The sequence below is a fragment of the Microbacterium sp. RG1 genome (genome assembly GCF_005347485.1).
Taxonomy (GTDB): domain Bacteria; phylum Actinomycetota; class Actinomycetes; order Actinomycetales; family Microbacteriaceae; genus Microbacterium; species Microbacterium binotii_A.
In genome coordinates this window covers 1,747,680-1,770,578 of sequence record NZ_CP034121.1, presented here as the reverse complement: position 1 = coordinate 1,770,578, position 22,899 = coordinate 1,747,680, and the positions used below count along the sequence as shown (strand labels likewise).

Below are 22,899 nucleotides of genomic sequence, written 5' to 3'. Positions count from 1 at the left end.
GGCGAGCTCCTCAGTAGACCGTGGTCATGCGGTGGGCATCGTCGTCGGCGCTCTCGCCGTCACCGGGTTCGGGGATCGGCTCCGGGCCCTTTCTCGCGGCCTTCAGGATCAGGCCGAACTCCACGACGGCCAGAGCCGCGTAGGTGAGGGTGAAGGCGATCAGCGAGATCAGCACGTTCCATCCAGGAACACTCGGCGAGACGCCGTCCTGGGTCAGCATGAGACCGAACACGATCCAGGGTTGACGCCCCATCTCGGTGAACAGCCAGCCGACGAGGCTGCCGAACATGGGCAGCGGTGCCGACCAGATCGCCACGCGCCAGGCCCACTGCGGGACGGCGCGCTTCGCCTTCTTGCGCGTGAGCCACAGGCCGACCACGGAGATCACCGCTGCGAGGCCGCCGAAGCCGATCATCCAGCGGAAGGACCAGTAGGTGATCCAGATGGTGGGCGCGAAGGGCAGGTCGCCGCCCAGCTGGTCGGCGAACACGGGCCAGTTCTGGGTGTACTCCGCGTTCAGGTTGTTGATGCCCTCCACGCAGCCGTCGAGCGTGTGCGTCGAGAGGAACGACAACAGATACGGCACACGCAGCGACCAGATCTCACTCGTCCCGTCGGGGGTGCCGAGCGAGAAGATCGAGAACGAGGCATCCGCTCCGCACGCCGTGTTGTACAGCGCCTCCGCGGCCGCCATCTTCATCGGCTGGGTGGCGACCATCTGAAGGCCCAGCAGGTCGCCGGAGATGGCGGTGCCGGCGAAGGAGATGATGACCGTCCACATCCCGAAGCGCAGGGCGGGACGCATCGATTCGAAGTGCTTCCCGCGGGCCAGATGCCAGGCGGCGACGGCGACCACGACGGCGGCGGCGAACATGATGGCGGCGAACATCGTGTGCGGGAAGGTCGCGAGCACGACGCGGTTGGTGAGCACCGCGAAGAAGTCGGTCATCTCGGCGCGGGTGCCGTCGGGCGACATGGTGTACCCAACGGGGTTCTGCATGAACGAGTTCGCGGCCAGGATGAAGTACGCCGACAGCGTCGCGCCGATCCAGGCGCACCAGATCGTGGCCAGGTGCACGCGCCTCGACAGGCGGTCCCAGCCGAAGATCCACAACCCGATGAAGGTCGCCTCGAAGAAGAAGGCGAGCAGGCCCTCGAAGGCGAGAGGGGCGCCGAACACGTCGCCGACGAAGCGCGAGTAGGCCGACCAGTTCATTCCGAACTGGAACTCCTGCACGATGCCGGTCACCACGCCCATGGCGAAGTTGATCAGGAAGATCTTGCCGAACAGGCGCGTGAGCTGGAGCCACTTGGTCTCGCCCGTGCGCACCCACCAGGTCTGGAAGATCGCGACGATCAGCCCCATGCCCAGCGTCAGCGGGACGAACAGGTAGTGATACAGCGTGGTCAGACCGAATTGCCAGCGCGCGAGCGCGAGCGGATCAAGAAAATCCATGAGCGTCCCCTTCAGAGCCCTCGCCTCGACTCCGGGCCGCGGGACCGGCCGGATGAGAGGTTGCGGCACAGTGTCGCAGTTCGAAATGAGATGGCCGCAGGGGGCGGCCGTGAATAATGGCGAGGAATTTCCACCCCGATGCGCGCCGGGGCCATGAGCGTGGCACGTACCCTCGTGTCATGGGCGATCGAGCGGCGGAGGCGAGCGGATGACGGCGGTTCCGCTCCAGCTGCGCCGGACGCCGCCCGTGGATGCGGGGGAGCAGGGCCAAGGCGATCCGCTCGTCGACGCATTCGGCCGGGTGCACCGGGACCTTCGCATCTCGCTGACCGACCGCTGCTCGTTGCGCTGCACGTACTGCATGCCCGAGCAGGGCAACGAGTGGCTCGCGCGCAACAGCATCCTGACGACGGACGAGATCGAACGCGTCGCGCGCATCGCCGCCGCCGACGGGATCAGCACGTTCCGCCTGACCGGCGGCGAGCCGCTGCTGCGCCGCGACATCGTGGACGTCGTGGCCCGCCTGGCGCGCATCGAATCCCCCGACGGGCCGGTCGCGATCGCGATGACCACCAACGGGATCCGCCTGCCCGAGCTTCTGCCCGACCTCGTGGCGGCGGGCCTCAGCCGCCTGAACATCTCCATCGACACGTTGCGGCGCGACCGCTTCGCCGAGCTCACGCGTCGTGACCGACTCGACGAGGTGCGCGAGGCGATCGCGGCGGCCGCCGCATCCGGGCTCCGCCCGCTCAAGCTCAATGCGGTCGCGATGCGCGGCGTCAACGACGATGAACTGGTCGACCTGGTCGAGTTCGCCGTCGCCAACGACGCGCAGATGCGCTTCATCGAGCAGATGCCGCTGGATGCGGGTCACACCTGGGACCGTTCGCAGATGGTCACCCGTGAGGAGATCCTCGAAGCGCTCGGCCGCCGGTGGAAGCTGACCCCCGTCCCCGGCCGCGGCGGAGCGCCCGCCGAGCGCTGGGCGCTGGACGCCGGCCCGCACACCGTGGGCGTCATCGCGTCGGTCACGGCGCCGTTCTGCGGTGACTGCGATCGGATGCGGTTGACCGCCGACGGGCAACTGCGCAACTGCCTGTTCTCCACGACCGAGTACGACCTCGTGCCGTTGCTGCGCGGGGGTGCGTCCGATGCGCAGGTCGACGCCATGCTGCGTTCGTGCATCGCGGGCAAGCTCGCGGGCCACGCCATCGATGACCCCTCGTTCCTGCAGCCGTCGCGGGGAATGAACGCGATCGGCGGCTGAGGGCCGCACGTTCATGCCGGCAGTGTCACCCGCTGCGCGAGCATCAGCTTGACGACGCAATTGCGCGGGTCGCACGAGGCGGCCATCTTGTCCACTCGCAGCGGTCCTCCGGCCTCGGCGAGTACCCCGTCCATGAGGCCCAGGTGCACGTCGCACAGGGTCTCGCGGTGGTCGGGATCCGCGCCCGCGTTGGGGCAGGGGGAGATGTCGACGGTCAGCTCGGCTTCGTCGACGATCGGCTCGAAGCCCGCATCGCCGAGGTCTTCGACGAGGGCGTCGATCTGGTGCACGGCATCCGGGGTCAGCCCGGTGTCCGACACGTTCGTCCACGGCATGATGCGGCGCATGAGATCGCCGCGCTGCGCCGCCTCGCGCACCTTGCGCTGCGAGATGACGCTGATGCCCTGGCGGTCCGAGGTGGTGCTGTACAGCACGCGCGGGCGACCGCGGGTGGTGCGGTGCTCGGTCTCTGCCACGATGTAGCCGCCGTCGAGCAGGCGCTGCAGGTGCTCGCGAACCGTGTTCGGGTGCAGTTCGGTCGCCTCGCACAGTTCGGCGACCGTGCGCTGTCCGCGCTTCTGCAGAACGTGGAGGATTTGGACGCGCGAGTAGCTGGAGATCGCGCTGTAGCCGGGGCGGGTCATGTCCTCATTGTTCATGTTTTCGGATGAAATTAAAAGGTCAGACCACAACATTTCCGAGGTTCTACAGTCCGAGCCGCGCATTCGCGCGTTGAGCGTTGTGGATTATCCACGGCTGCGACCGGAGAGCGCCACAACCCGCCCCCGTCCGCAAGCAGAGACCCGCACCGCGCGCGGGGTGAGAGCATGTGTCCATGCCCGTATCCCGCACCGCCGTCATCTACAACCCCAGCAAGACGAAGCGCGAGGATCTTGCGCGCGCGTGGGCCGGTGTCAGCGCGGAAGCTGAGCCGGAGTGGTTCGAGACGACTCCCGAGGACCCGGGGCAGGGTCCGGCGCGCGCGGCGGTCGAAGCCGGGTGCGATCTGGTGATCGCCGCGGGCGGCGACGGCACCGTGCGGGCGGTGGCGGAGGGGCTCGCCGGGACGGATGCCGCTCTCGGCATCGTGCCCCGCGGCACCGGCAACCTGCTGGCGCGCAACCTGGGCGTGCCGCTGCTGAGCCTTCCGGCCGCCATGCGCCGGGCATTGACATCGGAATCGCGCTCGATGGACATCGGCTGGGTCGATCTCACCCGGCAGAGCGGTACCGAGCGCCACGCCTTCGTCGTGATGGTCGGATTCGGCCTGGACGCGCAGATGCTCGCCGAGACGGACGACGACCTGAAGTCGAAGGCGGGATGGCTCGCCTACGTGGCGGCGATGGGGCGCGCTCTGTCGTCGTCGAGCGTGATCGATGTCCGCCTCGCGCTCGACGACGAGCCGGCGCAGAACGTCGAGGCGCACACGCTGCTCGTGGGCAACTGCGGGGCCATCCAGGGTGGAGTCACCCTCTTCCCCGACGCTCAGCTCGACGACGGACTGCTCGATGTCCTCGTGATGAGCGCGGCCGGCGTCGGCGACTGGCTCGAGACGCTGCGCACCGCGATGTGGGACAACGGCATCCTTCGCCTGTTCGATCGCGAGCGCTCGGCGACGAGCACGGAATCGGCGCGACACGCGCAGGCGCAGCGGCTGAGCGTCGAGCTGTCCGAGCCGTGTGCGTTCGAGATCGACGGTGAAGAGGTCGGCGAGGTGACGGGCTTCGCGGTCAGTGTCGAGTCCGGAGCGTTGCGGGTCCGCTGAGCGGACTCAGGCGATCTGCTCGCCGCACATGCCGCACACCCCGTTGGCGTTCGCCTCGAGGAAGCACGTGGGGCACACGGCGCGGACGCGCTCGGGTACAACGGGCTTCGGCGCACTCTGGCGGGCGGGTGCGGCCGGACGCGTGGCGCTGCGCTTCGCGCGTACGGGGGGAGCCGCGGGCGCGGGTGCGCGGGACGGCTCGGGACGGTGTTCTGCGCAGTAGAAGCGCACGAACCCGTCGTGGTTGTTGGGGTGGCGATGCTTGACGGCCCACAGCTCCGTCCGCTCGCGCGCGGGCGCGTCGGCGGGGCAGGATGCGCAGCGGCCCGGTTCGCCCGGGGCGATGTCGGCGACCAGCAGCGGGGTCTCGAAGGGGATGTTCTGCCGCCAGTCCGATGACGATGCGATCCTCACGGGGTCCTTCCTGGCGGGCGCGCTTCGGGTGCGCGGGTCCTGCCCCTACAACGGTAGATCACCTGGCGGGGGCGGGGCGCCCCGTCCCCGCCAGGACGATCAGTTCGGGATCTGTTCGAGAGGTGCCGGCGCGCGGGTCACGTGTAGTTCACTGATCCGGCGCCGATCGATCGCGCTCACGCGGATCGTGGCGCCGTCGATGTCGACGACATCGCCCACGCGGGCGAGGCGCCCGAGCCTCTCGACCACGTAACCGGCGACGGTGTCTGCGCTGCCCCGGGGGATGACGATGCCGGTCGCCTCTTCGAAGTCCTGCAGGTTGAGCCGGCCGTCGACGGTGCCGCCCTCCGCGGTGAGGGCTTCGGCGACCGCATCCGTGTCGTACTCGTCGAAGATCTCGCCGACGACCTCCTCCACCAGGTCCTCGAGCGTGACGATGCCGTCCGTGCCGCCGTACTCGTCCACGACGACCGCGATGTGATGCCCCTGCGCCCGCATCCCCGTGAGCGTCGGCAGCACGCGCGCGGAGGAGGGGAGGTAGGGGATCTCGCGGGCGAGGGAGACCAGCTCGCCGCTGCCGGATGCGGAGGCGGCGTCGAAGATGTCGCGCACGTGGACGAACCCGACGATGTCGTCGATCGAGGTGTCGATGACGGGGTACCGCGAGTGCGGCAGGTCCTTCACCCGCGCCGCGGCCTGTTCGACCGGCTCGTGGGCATCGAGCGCGATCACCTCGGGGCGCGGTCGCATGACCTCGCTGATCTGGCGGTCGCGCAGCGAGAGCACGTCGTCGAGGATGCGGCGCTCGTCCTCCGGCAGGCCCTCATGACTGGAGACGATGTCGCGAAGCTCCTCGTCGGTGAGCTCGTCGGCGGTCTTGTCCGGGTCGCCGCCGAGCAGGCGGACAAGGGCGTTCGTCGACACCGACAGCAGCCAGATGACCGGACGCATGAACCGCGCGAATCCGCCCAGGACCGGGGCGACGGCGTAGGCGAACTGCGCGTTGCGCTGGATCGCGAGGCGCTTGGGCACGAGCTCGCCGAGCACCAGCGAGAGATACGCGATCACCAGCGTGAGCACGATCGTCGCGACGGTCGCCGCGACGGACTCGGCGAGTCCGAGCGAAACGAACAGCGGCGTCACAGACGGAGCGATCGACGAGGCGCCGTAGGCGGCCGAGGCGAAACCGGCCACCGTCACGCCGATCTGCACGGCGGAGAGGAACGTATTGGGGTTCCGGGCGAGATCGGCGACCTTGCGACCGCGCTTGCCCCGTGCGGCGAGGGCGTTGACCTGGCTCTCGCGCAGGGTGACGAGGGCCATCTCCGTTGCGGCGAACACGCCGCCGATGAGGACGAAGACGATGACGAGGGCGATATTGAGAAGGAGGTCGCCGTTCAACGGCCGACCTCCTCGATGCGCAGGCAGACGCCCGGGGTCACCCGGGCGCGCGGACTATGACTGTCGGAGGAATCGGCGGAGTGCGTCATCGCACCAGCGTACGGGGGCGCGTGGCCGCGATGCTCGGCGTTCGCCGAGAGAGCGCGGTGCGGCCGCGCTTGACAGACCAGGCGTTCGCGCTAACATCGACCACAAGTCATTGGTACCGCTAACACGCGATGTCGCGTATCCGCAACCCGCCCGACGCCTCCGCAATCCCTTGCGCGCGTTGTGGCGTGCGCCGATGACAACCTGACCACGTCGAAAAACGAGTGAGTGACCCATCGTCGGGTCACAGCAAAGGTGCACGATGCTCGCTGCGCACGCCGGCCCTCGGCCCGACGTCGCGACCGCACGCGGCGACAGCGTCCCTTTCGCAGAGAGGCGTCCGGTTGCGGCCGCATCCCTCTCGGGCAATCTGGCGACCGGAGAGTCCGGCCGTCCTGGAGCTCGGCTGAGCGCTGTCGCTTCGCCGGAGATCGGAGACACACCATGAAGAAGGGCCTTCTCGCCCGGACCGCCGTCGGCCTGGTCGGCGGCGCACTTCTCATCGGCGCCGCGGGAGCGGCGGTCGCGGATGAGATCGGCAACGACGAGGTCGACGTCACCGTCGACATCGCGGCGTTGCCCGATGCCGGTGCCCTGACGTTGAGCGTCGCCCCCGGCTCCGCCGTGCTGACCGAAGGGGAGTCCGCCGAACCCGACCAGCGCGTCTTCGAAGGCACGCTTCCCACCGTGACGGTCACCGATGACCGCGACGCCATCCCCGCCGGCTCCGCCTGGTACGTGACCGGTCAGGCCAGCGCGCTGACGTCCGGCAACGCCTCGATCGACCCCGGCCACCTGGGCTGGAAGCCGAAGCTGCTGACGCAGAGCGCCGACGTCGCGGAAGGTCCGGACGTCGACACCGTGCTCGATGGGGGGCCCAACAACGTCGGGCTCGTGGACGCCGAGTTCCTCGCGATCGCCTTCGATGCCGAGAGCGCCGCAGGCACCTGGCAGGCGACGGCCGATCTGCTGCTCAAGACCCCGAAGGACGTCACGCCGGGCAGCTACTCCGGCACGATCACGCTGACCCTGTGGGAGGAGCTGTCCTGAGGTCGCGTCCCCGCCTCGCGCACGCCCCATGCGGAGGAGCCGGCGACGGCTCCTCCGCCCCTTCCCCCAGGATGACCGCTGTGTTCCCACGCTTTCGTACCCCGCCGTCCGTGATCAGGGCGTCGGTGCTGTCCGTCGCCGCTCTCGCGGCCCTGCTCGTGCCCCTCGCCCCTGTCGCGGCCGCCGCGGCCGACGACGATCCCGTCCGCTGGTCGGTCGCGCCCGCGGATGCCGCGGGGCGGACGGGCGGCGCGCCGTCGAACACGAGCTGGCGCCGGGGGAGCACGTGGACGAGTACTTCGCGGTGCGCAACCTCAGCGAGCAGGAGATCACCTTCCGGATCACGGCCGCCGACGGCTTCTTCACGCAGACGGGCCGCTTCGACATCCTCGCGGATGCGGCCGCGTCGACCGCCGCCGGTACCTGGATCGAGGCGCCCGCCGCGGTGACGGTGCCCGCAGGTGAGAGCGTCGTCGTCCCGTTCTCGCTGGCCGTGCCCGAGCGCGCGGAACCCGGCGACTATGCGGCGGGCGTGACCGCATCCATCCTCACGGCGGGCAGTGCCGCGGGGGGAGCGAGTGTGGGCGTCGAGAGCAGGGTCGGCTTCCGCGTGCTGACACGGGTGACGGGTGAGATCACCCCGGCGGCTTCGCTCGACGCGCTCGCCGGCGATCACCGCCTCTCGTGGAACCCGCTGCGCCCGGGGGAGGCGACGGTCTCGTTCGAGGTCGTGAACGACGGCAACACGCGCCTCGCCGCCATGGGCACGGTGTCCGTCGGCGGTCGGAGCGTCGCTTTCCCCGCGCCGGGCCAGCAGGCGCAAGAACTGTTGCCCGGTGATCGCCGGGAGATCACGGTGGAGGTGGACGAGGTGTGGCCCTGGGTGCTGCTGACCGCCACCGTGACCCTCGCGCCGGAGGTCCTGACCATCTCCGACACGGATGCGGCCCTGGCGCCGATTTCCGCCGACGTGGCGATCTGGGCGGTACCGTGGCCGCAGTTGGCGATCTTGTTGGGGGCGGGTCTCGTCGTCTGGGCTATCCTGTGGCGACGATCACGCTCCCGCAGGCGGATCTCCGCCATGATCGACGATGCGCTCCGGCGAGGGCGCGAAGAGGGACGCAACGAGATGACAGATCGGGTGGGGGCATCATGAAGCGCTGGAGCGCGGTGCTGGCCACGGCCATGAGCGCGCTCGCGGTCGCCGCGGCGACGGCGCCCGCCCACGCGGCTGACCTCGACGCCGACCCCGGGAGCATCGGCGTCAGCGTCCAGATCACCCCGATCGAGTGCACGAGCGGATGCGGCGCCGGGGTCGAGGGCGTGGGCTCCCTGGCCGCGACCGGTCTGGCGCCGATGGAGCCGGTCCTGTGGGCAGCAACCCTGCTCCTGGGGCTGGGCGCTGCTCTGGCCCTGCGCGCCACAGTCTCCCGCCACGCGAAGCCGCCGGCGCCCGCATCCGATTCCGGAGACGGTGCGTGTCAGAGCTGACGCGCGGCTGGCAGCGGCCCAGCATCTACGACGTCGCCAAACATGCGGGTGTGTCTCACATGACCGTCTCGCGGGTCCTCAACGACCACCCCAACATCCGCGACTCGACACGTGAGCGCGTGCTGAAGGCGATCGAGGAGATGAATTACACCCGCAGCTCGATCGCGCGGGCGCTTGCCACGCGGCGGGCGATGCGGATCGGGGTGCTGGTGGACGGCCCGGTGCAGTTCGGTCCGAACAGCACGCTGCGCGCCCTGGAAGCCGCGGCGCGCGATGTCGGGTACGCGATCAGCGCGTTCTCGATCGACGACGACGATGATTCGCAGCTGGATGCGGGGGTCGTGGAGCTCGTGACACAGGGCGTGGACGCCCTGTGCGTCATCGCCCCCCGCGCGTCTTCGCTCGAACTGTTGCGGCAGAAGAGCACGGGTCTGCCCACGATCGTGATCAAGGCCGAGTCCGACGACGTGTGGCATACCGCAGCCGTCGATCAGCGCAGCGGGGCACGTCTGGCCGTCGACCACCTGATCGAGCTCGGCCACAGACGCATCGCGCATCTCGCGGGACCGCTGGACTGGTACGACGCTCGCGAGCGCGAGCAGGGCTGGCGCGAATCGCTCGCCGCTGCCGACCTCGCCGTGGGTGAGGCGATCATCGGGGACTGGACCTCGGACTACGGCTACGAGGTGGGCAAGACGTTCGATCCCGGCAGTGCGACGGCCGTGTTCGCCGCGAACGACCAGATGGCGCTCGGTCTCGTGCACGGCCTGGTCGATCAGGGCCTGCGCGTGCCGGAGGACGTCAGCGTCGTCGGCTTCGACGACGTCCCGGATGCGCGGCACTTCCTGCCCCCGCTGACGACCGTCCGCCAGGATTTCTCCGCTCTGGGAGAGCTCGCTCTGCAACTCGTGATCGCTGCCATCGACGGCGAGGATCACACCCGGCACGATCGCATCGCGCCGGTGCTGGTCGTGCGTTCGTCCACGGCCTCCGCGCCGCGCGGCTGAGTCGCTGCCACGGGTTGTTGTGCGCAACAAATGTTCGCGGTAACGGAAAAATAACGAATCGCCCCGAAACAGTTGCGAAGTCGCATTGTTAGCGCGCACAATGTGGCTACCCGACGTTCCCGCTGGGGGCACACGGACCACCTCTTCGACGATGAGCGTCGGGGAGTCTCAAGGAGGAGATCACATGGCACACAACAAGCGCGCTCTGGGCATGCTGGGATTCATCGGCGTGGGGGCTCTCGCGCTGGGTCTGGCCGGCTGCTCGAGCGGTGACGCAGAGGCCGGCGGCGAGGCGAGCGGCGGCAGCGGCGACCTCACCACGGTCGGCTTCGTCGCGGTGGGTCCTGAGGGCGGATGGCGCAACGCCAACGAGCAGGCCATCAAGGACGCCTTCACCGAGGACGCCGGCTTCGAGCTCAAGTACGCCCCGGCTGCCAGCCCGAGCGACCAGAAGTCGCAGCTGGACGCCTTCTCGACGTTCGTCAACGACGAGGTCGACGTCATCCTGCTCACCGCCACCGAGGCGTCGGGCTGGGAGGACTCGCTCAAGCTCGCCAAGGAGGCCGAGATCCCGGTCATCCTGCTCGACCGCGGTGTCGACGCTCCCGAAGACCTCTACGTGACCCGCATCGCGCCCGACAACGTGCAGGTCGCGAAGTCGGTCGGCGAGTGGGCGACCACCGCGTTCCCCGAGGGCGCCAACTACTTCGTCCTCGAGGGCGTTCCGGGTCTCTCGGTCGTCAACGAGCGCAACGAGGGCTTCGATGAGGCACTCGGCGGCGCGTCCGGCTGGAACAAGGTCGGCGCGCAGACCGCCAACTGGAAGACGGATGAGGGCAAGTCGGTCATCGAGACCGTCCTGAAGGCCAACAACAACGACATCCAGTTCATCTTCGCTCAGAACGACGAGATGGGCATCGGCGCGGCGCAGGCCGTGACGGCGGCGGGCCTCAAGCCCGGCACCGACGTGAAGATCGCCACGATCGACGGCACCAAGGGTGCGCTCGAGGCGCTGGCCAAGGGCGACCTGAGCTTCGTCGCTCAGTACAACCCCTTCTTCGGTACCGACGCCGTCGACGCCGTCAAGAAGGCCCTCGCGGGCGACAAGGTCGACTCGACCATCATCGTCAAGAGCGCCACGTTCGACTCGCCGGAGGCGGCCGACAAGGCGCTGGCCGACGGCCTCGCGTTCTGAGCGCCGCAAGCCCGCACTAAACCGCGCCGGCAGGCAGAGCGGGGATCGCCCCGGGCGATCCCCGCTCTCTGTCCGGCCCCCAAGGGCACCAGCCCCGTAGCGAGGAAGCTCGTCAGTGATGACCGAATCACCCCCGATCGTCGAAGTCCGCGGCGCATCGATCACCTTCCCCGGCGTCAAAGCGCTCGACGCCGTGAACTTCCGCCTCCTCCCCGGGGAGGTCCACACCCTGATGGGTGAGAACGGCGCGGGCAAGTCCACGCTGATCAAGGCCCTCACCGGCGTCTACCAGATCGACTCGGGCTCGATCCTCGTGGGCGGCGTCGAGCGGCGCCTGACCGGTACCAAGTCGGCGCAGGATGCCGGGATCTCCACGGTCTACCAAGAGGTCAATCTCTGCACGAACCTCACCATCGGCGAGAACGTCATGCTGGGACACGAGGTGCGAGGTGCGCTCGGCATCAACTGGCGCAAGACGCACGCCCGGGCCGCCGAAGCGCTGGCGCGCATGGGCCTCGGCCACCTCGACCCCCGTGCGCCGCTGGCATCCATCTCGATCGCCCTCCAGCAGCTCGTGGCCATCAGCCGCGCCATGGTCACCGAGTCCAAGGTTCTGATCCTGGACGAGCCGACCTCGAGCCTGGACTCCGCCGAGGTCGAGGTGCTCTTCGGCGTCATCCGCAGTCTCCGCGACCAGGGCGTCGCCATCCTCTTCGTCTCCCACTTCCTCGACCAGGTGTATGCGATCAGCGATCGCATCACGGTCCTGCGCAACGGAGCGTTCGTGGGGGAGTACCTCACTCACGAACTCGACCGCACGCAGCTCATCTCGAAGATGATCGGCAAGGACCTCGACGCGCTGCGAGCCCTCGGCTCCAACCGCCAGGTCGACGAGCGCGACCGCACCGACACCCCCGTGTACAGCGCGGAGGGGCTGGGCCGCAAGGGCGCGCTGAACCCGACCGACATCGAGATCCACCGCGGCGAGGTCGTCGGTTTCGCGGGCCTTCTGGGCGCCGGCCGCACCGAGCTCGCCCGACTCATCATGGGCGCCGACCGTGCCGACTCCGGCACCGTGCGCATCCGGGGCAAGAAGGCCAACATCGCCTCGCCGGTCGCCGGCCTCGCCAACCGGATCGCCTACTCGACCGAGAACCGCCGCGACGACGGCATCATCGGCGACCTGAGCGTCCGCGAGAACATCATGCTGGCGCTGCAGGCGAAGCGGGGCTGGCTGCGCCGCGTGCCCGCTCGCGAGGTCGACGCGCTGGTCAAGACCTACATGGAGCGCTTCAGCGTGCGACCGAACGACCCCGACCGGCCGATCCGGCTGCTCTCGGGCGGCAACCAGCAGAAGGTGCTTCTCGGCCGCTGGCTGGCCACGGAGCCGGAGCTGCTGCTGCTCGACGAGCCGACGCGAGGCATCGACGTCGGGGCCAAAGCCGACATCCAGGAGACCGTCGCCGAGCTCGCCGAGGGGGGCATGGGCGTCGTCTTCATCTCCTCCGAGCTGGAGGAGGTCGTCCGCCTGTCCGAGCGCATCGTCATCCTGAAGGACCACGACAAGATCGGCGAGGTCGTCAACGGACCCGACGTGACGGCCGAGCGCATCGTCTCGATCATCGCCGCCGAAACGGAAGAGAAGGCCGAGGCCCAGACCGAGGCGCTCGCCGAAGGAGAGCTCTCATGACGTCCTTCCTGAAGACGCTCGTGCGCACGCCCTGGTTCTGGGGCATCGTCGGCATCGCCCTGCTGCTCACGCTCAACGTCATCAAAGACCCGACCTATCTGTCGGTCGGCATCAACCCGACGACCGGCATGCTGGCGGGGAACCTCCTCGACATCCTGCGCGTGTCTGCGCCGATCATCATGATCGCCCTCGGCATGACCTTCGTCATCGCGACCAAGGGCATCGACCTGTCGGTCGGCTCGATCATGGCCGTCGGTGGCGCCGCAGCCATGGAGAGCCTGTCCGCGGCCGGTGCGCCGACGTCGGTGGGCGCCATGCTGACGGCGATCGGCATCGCGCTCCTGCTGGGTGCGGTCCTCGGTCTCGTCAACGGCCTGCTCGTGTCCGTCATCGGACTCCAGCCCTTCATCAGCACGCTCGTGATGATGCTCGCCGGACGCGGTATCGCCCGCGTCATCACCGGGGGCCAGAACACCAACGCCACCAACGAGCCGTTCCGCCAGATCGCGAACGGGCAGATCCTCGGACTGCCGATCAGCTTCGTGGCGGCGATCGTGATCGTGGTCCTCGTCTCGGTCATCATGCGGCGCACGGCGCTCGGGCTCATGATCGAGTCGATCGGTGTGAACCCCGCCGCCAGCCGTCTCGCCGGCATCCGGCCGCGGCCCATCCTCATCGCGGTGTACATCCTCTCGGGTGTCCTGGCGGCCACCGGCGGCCTGTTCACCGTCTCCGAGGTCATGACGGTCGACGTCTCGGGCACCGGCTACCAGATGGAGCTCGACGCGATCCTCGCGGTCGTGATCGGGGGCACGTCGCTCGCGGGCGGCAAGTTCTCGATCCTCGGCTCCACGGTCGGCGCCCTGCTGATCGCGACCCTCAACAAGACGGTCCTCTTCCTCGGGATCTCGGCCGCCGCGACGCCCGCTTTCAAGGCGATCGTCATCGTGGTGCTGGTTCTCCTGCAGTCCGAGCGGGTGCGGGGCTATGTCCTGCGACTCGGGCGCACCCGTTCCCGAAAGGAGGCCGTCGCGTGAGCGCGTCCGTCTCGACCTCGTCCATCGACCTCGACAAGGTCCCCTCCCGTGGGTTCGCCCGCATCTGGGGGCGCAGTCAGTCGGTGATCCCGTCTCTCGCGGCGGTCCTGCTGCTGATCGCCATGCTCGTGTACGCGGAGCTCGCGTACGGCCGCGTGTTCCACATGGGCACGATGTCGAGCCTGCTCGTCAGCTTCGCACCGACGATCATCCTCGCCGTGGGGATGACGATCGTCATCCTCTCGGGCGGGATCGACCTCTCCGTCGGCGCGGTTGTGGCCTTCACCTCGGTCGCGGGCGTCATGCTGATGAACATCGGTGTGAACGGGTGGCTCGCGATCGTTCTCATGATCGTGTTCGGCGCGTTGTTCGGCCTCATCTCGGGAGTGCTGATCCAGTACTTCAACGTGCAGCCGTTCATCGCGACGCTGGCCATGATGTTCCTGGCTCGCGGGCTTGCGTCGATCCTGTCGACCGTGCCGGTGCAGGCGCCCGACGACTCGCCGATCCTGCTGCTGGCGACCGACTTCAAGCTCATCGACGGCCCCAAGGTGAACGACCTCGTGCTCACGCCCGGGTTCTTCATCGCCGTGCTCGTCGTGATCGGTGCGTTCTTCTTCCTGCACCGCACACGCTCCGGACGCACGATCTACGGCATCGGCGGTGCCGAGTCGTCGGCGCAGCTAATGGGACTCCCCGTCGCCCGCACCCGGGTGTCGATCTACATCATCAGCGGTGCGCTGGCGGGCCTCGCCGCCGTCGTCTACACCGCCGAGGTGGGCGGCAAGGCGCAGAACGTCACGGCCATCGGCTGGGAGCTCGACGCGATCGCGGCCGTCGTCATCGGCGGCACGCTGCTGACCGGCGGCGCGGGCTACGTGCTCGGCTCCGTGGTCGGTTCGCTGGTGCTCGCGACCCTCTGGATGATCATCACGAAGGACGGCACCATCCGCCCCGAGTATCTCACGATCATCACCGGCGGCATCCTGCTCGTCTTCGTGCTCCTGCAGCGTGTGCTGACAGCCAGACGACGGAGATGACCCCCGACACGGCGTCGGGGCGGCCGTACGGCCCGCTCCGACGCCGTGTCGTGCCCGCGCGCGGGCAGATCCACAACTGAACACCGCATCCGATGCGACGTCGGCCGCACGCGGCCCGGTCGCTCGAGACGAACAGGACTCTCGATGACGAGAAACTCCCCGCCCGTATCCGTCACCCCGACACGGCATCGCCGGCGCGCCCGTGCGCTGGCCGCATCCGTGCTGGGCGCAGCGCTCACCGTCACCGGTCTCGGCGTCCCCCTCGCCGCTCAGGCCGCCGACGTCCCCGCCCCTACGGCCCATTACGACATGTCCCACCAGGGTCAGTCGCTGCTCGATGTGTCGGGCAACGGCCGCAACGCCACGCTCACCGGCTTCACCGACGCGTCGTTCGCGGATGCGGCGGGTGACGCCGTGCTGCGGTTCCGAGCCGACGGGTACGCATCGCTGCCCAAGGGGCTCGTGACCGGCACCGACAACGACTTCACCGTCGAGTACACCGTCGCGACGCAGACCTCCGCGAATCACTTCGGCTGGGTCATCGGCGACGGCGTGGGGCCGTGGAACACGACCCAGCTCGGCAACCACATCTTCCTGAGTCCGCGGTCGTCGCAGGGCGGTTACGTCAACCAGGCGCTCGCCGCGATCCGCGTGAAGTCCGGGAGCGACAACGGCGAGACGCGGATGCCGGCCGGCGGCGGCCTCAACCCCGGGTTCACGACGCTCACCATGGTGGGGCAGGGCAACACGCTGACCCTCTACCGCGACGGTGCCGTCATCTCGACGCTCACCCACACCCGCTCCCTCAGCTCGATCATCCCGAGCGGCAACGTCCTCGGGTATCTCGGACGCTCCCTCTACCAGGGCGACGCGCTGCTGCGCGCCGACGTCTCGGACGTGAAGTTCTGGGACGCAGCGCTCACCGCGGACGACGTACGCGCCAGCATGCCGACGGCCGAGGAGAAGAGCGCGGCCACGGCCGCGCTGCTCCGCGGTGATGTGCTCGCAACGATGCTGGGGGCCAATCCCTCGCTCGACCGGGTGTCCACGAACCTGACGCTCGCGGCCACCGTCAACGGCGTCGCGCTCACGTGGACGTCTTCCTCCCCCGAGACCGTGTCCACGACCGGTGTCGTCTCCCGCTCCATCGCCCAGGACACCCCCGTCACCCTGACGGCCGCCAGCTCGCTGGGCACGCTGGCCTTCGATGTCACCGTCGTCGCTCCGTCCGTGTCGAGTGATCTCGACGCGATCGTGCTGGCGACGCGCACCACCGAGAACCTGCCGCTGGCGACGAAGGGCGCCGTCAACGGCGCGTCCATCACCTGGACCTCGTCCGACCCGACCCTCGTGACCGGCACCGACCCGGCTTACACGGCGCCGGCGGCGGGCTCGGCGGACCCGTTCTCGGGTGGCGGCATCGTCTCGAGGCCGGCATACGGCGCTGGTGATCGCAACGTCACGCTCACCGCGACGGCCACGCTGAACGGACGCTCTGCCGGGCGCACGTTCGAGGTCACCGTCGCCGAGCACGGACGGTGGGCACCGGATGCCGGTTACGCGGCGGCGTACTTCAGATCCGACGGCGACGAGAAGATCTATCAGGCCGCCACCAGCGGGAACGACTTCTTCACCTTCTCCGCGGTCAACGGCGGAAACCCGGTCATCACGTCGACGACCGACACGAAGGGCCTCCGTGACCCGTACGTGCTGCGGTCCAAGGACGGCGACAAGTACTACATGGTCGCGACCGACCTCTGCATCAGCTGCGGTACCGGCTGGGGTCCCGCCCAGTCCGAGGGCAGCCTGAAGATCGAGGTGTGGGAGTCGACGGACATGGTGCACTGGAAGCGCACCAACGACGCGAACACGGGTATCACGATCAACCAGCCGGCCGCCGGCATGACGTGGGCGCCCGAGGCGTACTGGGATGACGAGCTGCAGTCCTACGTCGTGCACTTCTCGTCGCGGCTGTACTCGGACGCGTCCAAGACCAACAACGACAACCTGCACGCCCGTGTGTTCACCGTCCTCACCCGCGATTTCCGCACCTTCACCTACCCGCCCGCCGAGTGGCAGAACACCGGCTACGCGCGGATCGACTCGACGGTGCAGAAGATCGGTGACTACTACTACCGGTTCACGAAGAACGAGGACGGCGGCGCCGCCGACGGCCTCGAGCGCGGAAAGGACATCTTCCTGGAGCGGTCCAAGGTGCTCACCGCGAAGACCACCCGTTCGGATTGGAATGCGAACCCGGAGACGGGCTGGCAGCTGATCGACACCGCCATGACCAGCCTCGAGACCGGGCAAGCGGGTGAGGGGCCGCAGATCGTGAAGCTCAACGACGGCGACCCGAACAACACCGCTGACGACGACGGGTACGTCTTCCTCGTCGACAACTACGGCTCCGGCGGCTACCGCGCATTCGTCACGACCGGTGACGAGATCGCGAGCAGCACCCAGGGCGACCGCCTCTCGCGCCGCGCCGACTGGAACGTGCGTCCCGTGGGCGGCCTGCCCGCAAGCCCCCGCCACGGCTCCTTCGTCAACGTGTCGCAGGCAGTCCTGACGGCTCTGCACGGATGGACGGATGTGGCCGCCGTCGCCTCGACCACGACGCTCACCGCCTCCGGCCGCACCGCCACGGCGCACGTCGTCGCCGCGGACGCCGGTCAGGTCGCCGGTACGGTGACCTTCGCCGGCGGCGGCTGGAGCCAGAGCGCGACCCTCGCGGACGGGGTGGCCTCGATCGAGGTTCCCGCCCAGGTCGGTGCCGTCACCGCCACCTACGACGGGTACCGGGATGGACGCGTGAGCGTGTCGAGTTCGGCGACGGTGTCGCTCGGTGTCGCGTTCACGACCACCGTCGCCGCGAAGTGTCTGGCCGGCAAGGTCGTGCACTCGGTCGCGGTCGTCAGCACGGATCCGTCGACGATCACGGCGACGATCGTCGGCGCCTACGGCAGCAAGGCGTTGACGCTGGCTCCCGGCGCCTCGGCATCGGCAGCCTTCACGACCCGGCTGACGGCGACGCCGGCGCAGACCGTGACGGTGACGGCGAGGGCCGCCGACGGGCGCACGACGACGCAGAGCGCGCTCGTGCCGTCGACCACCTGCGGCTAGGGAGCGTCCTACACCACCGGGGCCGGGGCAGCACACAGCTGGCCCGGCCCCGGTGCGTCCGCGCAGGATGGTGGGGAACCCCGACCGACAGGAGGACGCATGAGCGCCGACGACATCGACATCCGACCGATCTCGCCCGAGGATGCCGGAGAGGTGCTGACCCTGCAGCGTGCGGCCTTCGTGCAGGAGGCGCTGATCTACCGCGACGTGGACATGCCGGTGTTCACCCAGACGCTCGAGGAGGTCGCCTACGAGCTGCGGGACAATCTCGGCCAGGTGGCACGGCGTTCCGGGAGGATGGTCGGCGCGATCCGCGCGCGTATCGACGGCGACGTGCTGCTGGTCGGGCGGCTCGCCATTGCGCCCGACCAGCAGGGCGAGGGCATCGGGTCCGCGTTGCTGGACGCGGTCGAGGCGTGCGGACGCCGATCGGGCGCCCGCACGGCGGAGCTGTTCACCGGCCGGCTGAGCGAGGCCAACATCCGCCTTTACGAGCGCCAGGGGTACGTGGTCGCGGAGGCCGCCGGCGGCGCCGGAGGCGCCGACGAGGTCTTCCTGCGCAAGGACCTCGCCGACTCCGGCGCCGCCGACGACTGAGCGTCAGATGGTGGCGACCGACCCCGAGTCCACGCGGTAGTTCGAGCCGTTGACGAAGGACGCGCGCGCCGAACAGAGGAACGCGATCACCGACGCGACCTCTTCCGGCTCGCCGCGACGACCGAGCTCCATGTACGGCCGCTCCTGGTCGAGGAACGACGCGATCGCCTCGTCGAACGACTCGCCCCGTTCCTTCGAGCGCTTCTGCATCATCGCGTCGGTCATGGGCGTGTGGATGAAGGCGGGGGAGACGGCGTTGACCAGCAGCCCCTCGGAGGCGTAACTGCGCGAGAGCCCCTTCGCGAGAGCCAGGATGCCGGCCTTCGCCGCGCAGTACGGCAGCTCGTCGTCGTAGGGCTGCACCGCATCCTCCGAGGCGAGGAGCACCAGGCGCCCCCATCCGCCGGAGCGCAGGTCCGTCAGGAACTCCCGGATGACACGGACCGGCCCGAGCAGGTCGGTCTCGATCGTCGACGTCCAGCCCTCGTCGTCGATCTCGTGGAAGAGCCCCTGCGCGCCGGTGATGCCCGCCGACTGCACCAGGATGTCGATCGCGCCCGCCGCATCCGTCGTCTTGCGGTGCAGCTCCGCCACGGATGCGGGGTCGGTGATGTCGGCGGCGAACGCGTGGAGTCGACCTTCGGGTGCGTCCAGCGTGGCGGCGGACTCCTCCAGCTTGTCCGCATCGCGGTCGGTGAGCACGACCGTCACCCCCTCGGCGAGGAGGAGCCTCGCGGTCTCGAAGCCGATGCCCGAGTCGCCCCCGGTGATGAGAGCCTTCTTGCCTGCGATGCCGAGATCCATGTGGGTGTCCTTTCATTCCCCGTCGGACGGGATCGGTCCGAACGTGTGTGCCGGGCGCCCCTGGGCGTCCGTGTCGATCACGAAGATCGATCCGCTGAGGGGTGCGGCGACGAGCTGTTGCTCGGTGAGCTGTTCGCGAGCGGTCCCCACGAACAGCAGGTTCCGCGCCCGCCCGCCGAAGGCGACGGAGGTCACCTGCGGTGCGGGGATCGGGATGCGGGCCTCGACGCCTCCATCGGGACTCCACCGCACGACCTGCCCCGCGCCGTAGACGCCGTTCCAGAACCGTCCGTCGGTGTCGAGGGCGAGGCCGTCGGAGTCCTCGCCGATCAGGAACGGCGTCAGCTCGCCGAGCGCCTCCGGCCCCGGGGAGTACGCGCCGCGGTAGACGGTCCGCGTGGCCGTGTCGGTGACGTACATCGTCTGCGCATCGTCGGACCACTCGAAGCCGTTGGCCACGCCGAACCCGCCGCGGAGCACACGCACAGAGCCCGTGGGCTCGACGAGGTACAGACCCGCATCGGGCTCGCCGGTGGTCACGTTCATCGCTCCCACCACGAAACGCCCGAACGGGTCGACCTTGGCCTCGTTGCTGCGGATTCCCGCGTGCGCGTGGGGCAGCACGGCCACGGTCCGCCGGATGGTGCCGTCCGCATCCAGTACCACGACACGATCCTTCAACGCGGCGACGAACCCGCCGGATGCGGCGGGCTGCACGGCGCTCACGGGCGCCGGCAGCCGCACGACCGTGTCACGGGAGCCGTCCTCAGGATCGTCCAGCCGGGCGCGATGCATCGTGCCGCGGGTGATGTCGACCCAGACGAGCTCGTCGGTGCGGTCGTCCCAGAAGATGCTCTCGACGAGGATCGCGTCGAGGCGACGGAAGAGGCGGGGTTCAGTGCCCATCGAGCTCCTCCGCGGGCACGAGGTCGCGGATCGTCAGAGCGGCGCCGATCACGGCCAGGTGGCTGAGCGCTTGGGGGAGGTTGCCCCACGACGAACCGTCGTGCTCCGAGATCATCTCGGCGAAGATCCCGACGTCGTTGGCGCGGGCGACCAGGTCGTCCATGGCCGCGACGGCCTCGTCGTGGCGTCCCACGCACGCGAGCGCGCCGGCCCGCCAGAACGCGGAGGCGACGAACGTGTGCTCCTCCTGATCCATCCCGGTGTAGCGGTAGAGCAGGTCTCCACCGCCGAGCCGCTCGGTGAGCACGTCGATCGTCCGAGACATCCGCTCGCCGCGGTCGAATCCGCTTTCGGCGTGCAGGAGCACCGAGGTGTCGACATCCGTGGATCCCGGATGCATGACGTACGCCCCGATCTCCTCCGACCAGCCGTGTTCGGCGATCCAGGCCGCGATGCGGTCGCGCTCAGAGGCCCAGCGCTCGGCGCTGCCGGGGATGGCGCCCGCCTCGGCGAGTTCGACTGCGTCTCGCAGCGCCTGCCAGCAGCCCATCTTCGAGGAGGTGTAGTGGCGGATCTCGGGGAGCTCCCACATCCCGGAATCCGGCTGTCGCCATTCGTCGCACGTGCGGTCGGCCATGGCGGCGAGCATGCGACCGGTGGCGACATCCAGCACGTTGCCGGATTCCACGTAGGTGCGGCAGATGGCGAAGAGGTCGCCGTACACCCCCAGCTGGAGCTGCCCGTTTGCCGGGTTGCCGGTGACCACCGGCCCGATCCCGCGCCAGCCCGGCGCCTCGTGCTCCGTGACGTTCTGCGCGAGCGTGCCGCGCAGCGTGTACAGCACGTGCAGGTCGGGCCCGTTGTCGCGGATGGTGCGCAGCAGCCACGAGATCGCAGCGTGCGTCTCCTCTCGGAGGCCGAAGCGCACGAGCGCGTGCGCGGTGTAGGCCAGATCGCGCACCCACGCGAACCGGTAGTCCCAGTTCTTGCCGCCGCGCGGGTTCTCCGGCAGCGAGGTGGTCGCGGCCGCGGCGATGGCTCCGGTGGGGGAGTAGACGAGCAGCTTCAGGGCGAGCGCACTGCGCTGGACGGTGGCCGCCCACGGGCCGTCGTAGCCGAACTCCCGCGACCAGGCGCGCCAGCCCTCGATCGTCCGGTCGATGCTGCGGTCGACGTTCTCCGGATGCGGCAGGTGCAGCGGCTCGCCGTCGGTCGCGACCACCACGAGCAGGTGGCGCGAGTCGGGCGAGGTCGTGAAGGCTCCCTCGACCCGCGGGCCTGCGCCGTCATCGACGGTGGTCGGCGTGCCATGTCCCTGACCCACCACAGCCAGAGATGTCTCGCCGACACGGAGGATGGTGGCACCGTCGCGCTGCTCCGCCCAGGGAGCCGCCGTGTTCAGACGGGTCCCCGGCTGCACGCGCCACGTGAAGGCGACCTCGCCGTCGATGCCCTCCACTCGCCTCGCCAGCTCCGCCCAGGGAAGACGCCCGGCGACGCCCGTCACCATCGCGTCCGTCAGTCGCGCGGTGCCCGCCGCAGTGACGAATGTCGTCTGGAGCACGTTCGTGCGCGCGACGTACCGACGACGCACCTCGAACTCGCCCACCGGCGTGATCTCCAGGCATCCGCCGTTGTCGGCATCGAGGATGCGTGCGAAGACCGGCACGGAGTCGAGGTTGGGCACCGGCAGCCAGTCGATGCTGCCGCGGCGATCGATGAGAGCGATCGTCCGCCCGTCGCCGATCGCGGCGTAGGACGAGAGGTCGGAGGAGGGCCGGGGCACGTCAGTCACGTTAGGCGCCCTCCCGTGCCGCGGGGGCAGGCTTGCATGCGGCGCGCGGGCGGGTTAAGCGCCGTCGGGCGCGCGAGCGCTAGCAACCGCCGGCGGGGTGGACAACCCCCCGCCGGCGTGCGCGGAGCCGGGGTTAGCCTCGCATCCGTCAGACACCGAGCGACGGGCACGACCCGTCCTCGACGACGAAGGAGGACGACATGGCCGCCACGAAAGCATCGAGCACCACGCGCAACCGCCGCCGCCCTGCGAAGGGTGGAGCAGGAGCCGGACTCACCGAGGAGCAGAACGCGGAGAGTGGGTTCACCGCATCCCAGAAACTCAGCGACAACCTGCAGAAGGTGCTCGTCGATCTGATCGAGCTGTCGCTGCAGGGCAAGCAGGCGCACTGGAACGTGGTCGGCCGCAACTTCCGCGACACCCACCTGCAGCTGGACGAGGTGATCGACGCCGCCCGCGAGTTCAGCGACACCGTCGCGGAGCGGATGCGGGCGCTGCACGCCCTCCCGGACGGCCGCAGCGACACGGTCGCCGAGACCACCACGCTGCCGGAGTTCCCGCAGGGAGAGATCGACACGAGCGAGGTCATCGACCTCATCACGGAACGTCTCGAGGCCACGATCGGCACCTGCCGCGACGTGCATGACGAGGTGGATGACGAGGACCCGACGAGCGCCGACATCCTGCACGCGGTCCTCGAGCGCCTCGAGCAGCTCGCGTGGATGGTCAGTGCCGAGAACCGCGCGCCGGCGGCGCGCTGAGAGGGGCCCG

General features: G+C 69.4%; 20 protein-coding genes. 13 read left to right on the top strand and 7 right to left on the bottom strand.

Features of this window, described 5'->3' with window-relative positions; translation table 11 throughout:
* Nucleotides 1–10 precede the first annotated feature (10 nt).
* The gene (locus EHF32_RS08535) at nt 11–1,456 is read right to left on the bottom strand and encodes a cytochrome ubiquinol oxidase subunit I (RefSeq protein ID WP_137417777.1); all 1,446 of its coding nucleotides are present in this window, start codon (nt 1,454–1,456) and stop codon (nt 11–13) included.
* Nucleotides 1,457–1,664: 208 nt separating this feature from the next.
* Between EHF32_RS08535 and moaA the strand changes: the two genes are divergently transcribed.
* Nucleotides 1,665–2,723: a GTP 3',8-cyclase MoaA gene (moaA, locus tag EHF32_RS08530; protein WP_137417776.1), complete on the top strand. Its 1,059-nt coding sequence runs from the start codon at nt 1,665–1,667 to the stop codon at nt 2,721–2,723.
* A gap of 11 nt (nt 2,724–2,734) precedes the next feature.
* Here the strand turns inward: moaA and EHF32_RS08525 are convergent, their stop codons facing one another.
* Entirely contained in the window at nt 2,735–3,367 is a 633-nt protein-coding gene (locus EHF32_RS08525; RefSeq protein ID WP_137417775.1) for a helix-turn-helix transcriptional regulator, read from the bottom strand.
* A gap of 191 nt (nt 3,368–3,558) precedes the next feature.
* Here EHF32_RS08525 and EHF32_RS08520 point away from each other — a divergent pair, with 191 nt between their 5' ends.
* On the top strand, nt 3,559–4,488 hold the full coding sequence (locus EHF32_RS08520; protein ID WP_137417774.1) for a diacylglycerol/lipid kinase family protein: 930 nt from the start codon (nt 3,559–3,561) through the stop codon (nt 4,486–4,488).
* 6 nt (nt 4,489–4,494) lie between these two features.
* Here the strand turns inward: EHF32_RS08520 and EHF32_RS08515 are convergent, their stop codons facing one another.
* A complete protein-coding gene (locus EHF32_RS08515; RefSeq protein ID WP_137417773.1) occupies nt 4,495–4,902 on the bottom strand; it encodes a glucose-6-phosphate dehydrogenase in 408 nt (135 codons plus the stop codon).
* 99 nt (nt 4,903–5,001) lie between these two features.
* Nucleotides 5,002–6,303: a hemolysin family protein gene (locus tag EHF32_RS08510; RefSeq protein WP_137417772.1), complete on the bottom strand. Its 1,302-nt coding sequence runs from the start codon at nt 6,301–6,303 to the stop codon at nt 5,002–5,004.
* A gap of 531 nt (nt 6,304–6,834) precedes the next feature.
* On the opposite strand from EHF32_RS08510, the gene EHF32_RS08505 reads away from it, so the two are divergent.
* From EHF32_RS08505 to EHF32_RS08460, 10 genes are all read left to right on the top strand, one after another.
* A complete protein-coding gene (locus tag EHF32_RS08505; RefSeq protein ID WP_137417771.1) occupies nt 6,835–7,440 on the top strand; it encodes a hypothetical protein in 606 nt (201 codons plus the stop codon).
* Nucleotides 7,441–7,726: 286 nt separating this feature from the next.
* A complete protein-coding gene (locus tag EHF32_RS08500) occupies nt 7,727–8,596 on the top strand; it encodes a DUF916 domain-containing protein (RefSeq protein WP_161594074.1) in 870 nt (289 codons plus the stop codon).
* A complete protein-coding gene (locus EHF32_RS08495) occupies nt 8,593–8,931 on the top strand; it encodes a hypothetical protein (protein WP_137417769.1) in 339 nt (112 codons plus the stop codon). The genes EHF32_RS08500 and EHF32_RS08495 overlap by 4 nt, the downstream gene beginning before the upstream one ends.
* The gene (locus tag EHF32_RS08490; protein WP_272949038.1) at nt 8,919–9,938 is read left to right on the top strand and encodes a LacI family DNA-binding transcriptional regulator; all 1,020 of its coding nucleotides are present in this window, start codon (nt 8,919–8,921) and stop codon (nt 9,936–9,938) included. The genes EHF32_RS08495 and EHF32_RS08490 overlap by 13 nt, the downstream gene beginning before the upstream one ends.
* 184 nt (nt 9,939–10,122) lie before the next feature.
* Nucleotides 10,123–11,133, top strand: coding sequence for an ABC transporter substrate-binding protein (locus EHF32_RS08485; protein ID WP_137417768.1), 1,011 nt, complete (start codon nt 10,123–10,125; stop codon nt 11,131–11,133).
* 118 nt (nt 11,134–11,251) lie between these two features.
* Nucleotides 11,252–12,823, top strand: a complete 1,572-nt coding sequence (locus EHF32_RS08480) for a sugar ABC transporter ATP-binding protein (protein WP_192900627.1) — start codon at nt 11,252–11,254, stop codon at nt 12,821–12,823.
* Nucleotides 12,820–13,860, top strand: coding sequence for an ABC transporter permease (locus EHF32_RS08475; protein WP_137417766.1), 1,041 nt, complete (start codon nt 12,820–12,822; stop codon nt 13,858–13,860). Before EHF32_RS08480 ends, EHF32_RS08475 begins: the two co-directional genes overlap by 4 nt.
* Nucleotides 13,857–14,900: an ABC transporter permease gene (locus EHF32_RS08470; protein ID WP_137417765.1), complete on the top strand. Its 1,044-nt coding sequence runs from the start codon at nt 13,857–13,859 to the stop codon at nt 14,898–14,900. The genes EHF32_RS08475 and EHF32_RS08470 overlap by 4 nt, the downstream gene beginning before the upstream one ends.
* 144 nt (nt 14,901–15,044) lie before the next feature.
* Complete coding sequence (locus EHF32_RS08465; RefSeq protein ID WP_137417764.1) at nt 15,045–18,026, top strand: immunoglobulin-like domain-containing protein; 2,982 nt, start codon at nt 15,045–15,047, stop codon at nt 18,024–18,026.
* A gap of 99 nt (nt 18,027–18,125) precedes the next feature.
* Nucleotides 18,126–18,623, top strand: coding sequence for a GNAT family N-acetyltransferase (locus EHF32_RS08460; protein WP_137417763.1), 498 nt, complete (start codon nt 18,126–18,128; stop codon nt 18,621–18,623).
* A gap of 3 nt (nt 18,624–18,626) precedes the next feature.
* Here EHF32_RS08460 and EHF32_RS08455 read toward each other — a convergent pair whose 3' ends face one another.
* The 3 genes from EHF32_RS08455 to EHF32_RS08445 are packed head-to-tail and all read right to left on the bottom strand — an operon-like array spanning nt 18,627 to nt 22,119.
* Nucleotides 18,627–19,427 carry an SDR family NAD(P)-dependent oxidoreductase gene (locus tag EHF32_RS08455; RefSeq protein ID WP_137417762.1) on the bottom strand — a complete coding sequence of 267 codons (801 nt, stop codon included), beginning with the start codon at nt 19,425–19,427 and terminating at the stop codon, nt 18,627–18,629.
* A 12-nt stretch (nt 19,428–19,439) separates the two neighbouring features.
* The gene (locus tag EHF32_RS08450) at nt 19,440–20,333 is read right to left on the bottom strand and encodes an SMP-30/gluconolactonase/LRE family protein (protein WP_137417761.1); all 894 of its coding nucleotides are present in this window, start codon (nt 20,331–20,333) and stop codon (nt 19,440–19,442) included.
* Entirely contained in the window at nt 20,323–22,119 is a 1,797-nt protein-coding gene (locus tag EHF32_RS08445; RefSeq protein WP_238343665.1) for a glycoside hydrolase family 15 protein, read from the bottom strand. Before EHF32_RS08445 ends, EHF32_RS08450 begins: the two co-directional genes overlap by 11 nt.
* A gap of 209 nt (nt 22,120–22,328) precedes the next feature.
* Between EHF32_RS08445 and EHF32_RS08440 the strand changes: the two genes are divergently transcribed.
* A complete protein-coding gene (locus EHF32_RS08440) occupies nt 22,329–22,889 on the top strand; it encodes a Dps family protein (protein ID WP_137417759.1) in 561 nt (186 codons plus the stop codon).
* Nucleotides 22,890–22,899: the final 10 nt, after the last annotated feature.

Excerpts from the sequence above, each read along its gene's own strand:
- EHF32_RS08535 (WP_137417777.1), bottom strand. The coding sequence starts at position 1,456 with ATGGATTTTCTTGATCCGCTCGCGCTCGCGCGCTGGCAATTCGGTCTG.
- moaA (WP_137417776.1), top strand. The coding sequence starts at position 1,665 with ATGACGGCGGTTCCGCTCCAGCTGCGCCGGACGCCGCCCGTGGATGCG.
- EHF32_RS08525 (WP_137417775.1), bottom strand. The coding sequence starts at position 3,367 with ATGACCCGCCCCGGCTACAGCGCGATCTCCAGCTACTCGCGCGTCCAA.
- EHF32_RS08520 (WP_137417774.1), top strand. The coding sequence starts at position 3,559 with ATGCCCGTATCCCGCACCGCCGTCATCTACAACCCCAGCAAGACGAAG.
- EHF32_RS08505 (WP_137417771.1), top strand. The coding sequence starts at position 6,835 with ATGAAGAAGGGCCTTCTCGCCCGGACCGCCGTCGGCCTGGTCGGCGGC.
- EHF32_RS08495 (WP_137417769.1), top strand. The coding sequence starts at position 8,593 with ATGAAGCGCTGGAGCGCGGTGCTGGCCACGGCCATGAGCGCGCTCGCG.
- EHF32_RS08485 (WP_137417768.1), top strand. The coding sequence starts at position 10,123 with ATGGCACACAACAAGCGCGCTCTGGGCATGCTGGGATTCATCGGCGTG.
- EHF32_RS08480 (WP_192900627.1), top strand. The coding sequence starts at position 11,252 with ATGACCGAATCACCCCCGATCGTCGAAGTCCGCGGCGCATCGATCACC.
- EHF32_RS08475 (WP_137417766.1), top strand. The coding sequence starts at position 12,820 with ATGACGTCCTTCCTGAAGACGCTCGTGCGCACGCCCTGGTTCTGGGGC.
- EHF32_RS08465 (WP_137417764.1), top strand. The coding sequence starts at position 15,045 with ATGACGAGAAACTCCCCGCCCGTATCCGTCACCCCGACACGGCATCGC.
- EHF32_RS08460 (WP_137417763.1), top strand. The coding sequence starts at position 18,126 with ATGAGCGCCGACGACATCGACATCCGACCGATCTCGCCCGAGGATGCC.
- EHF32_RS08455 (WP_137417762.1), bottom strand. The coding sequence starts at position 19,427 with ATGGATCTCGGCATCGCAGGCAAGAAGGCTCTCATCACCGGGGGCGAC.
- EHF32_RS08450 (WP_137417761.1), bottom strand. The coding sequence starts at position 20,333 with ATGGGCACTGAACCCCGCCTCTTCCGTCGCCTCGACGCGATCCTCGTC.
- EHF32_RS08440 (WP_137417759.1), top strand. The coding sequence starts at position 22,329 with ATGGCCGCCACGAAAGCATCGAGCACCACGCGCAACCGCCGCCGCCCT.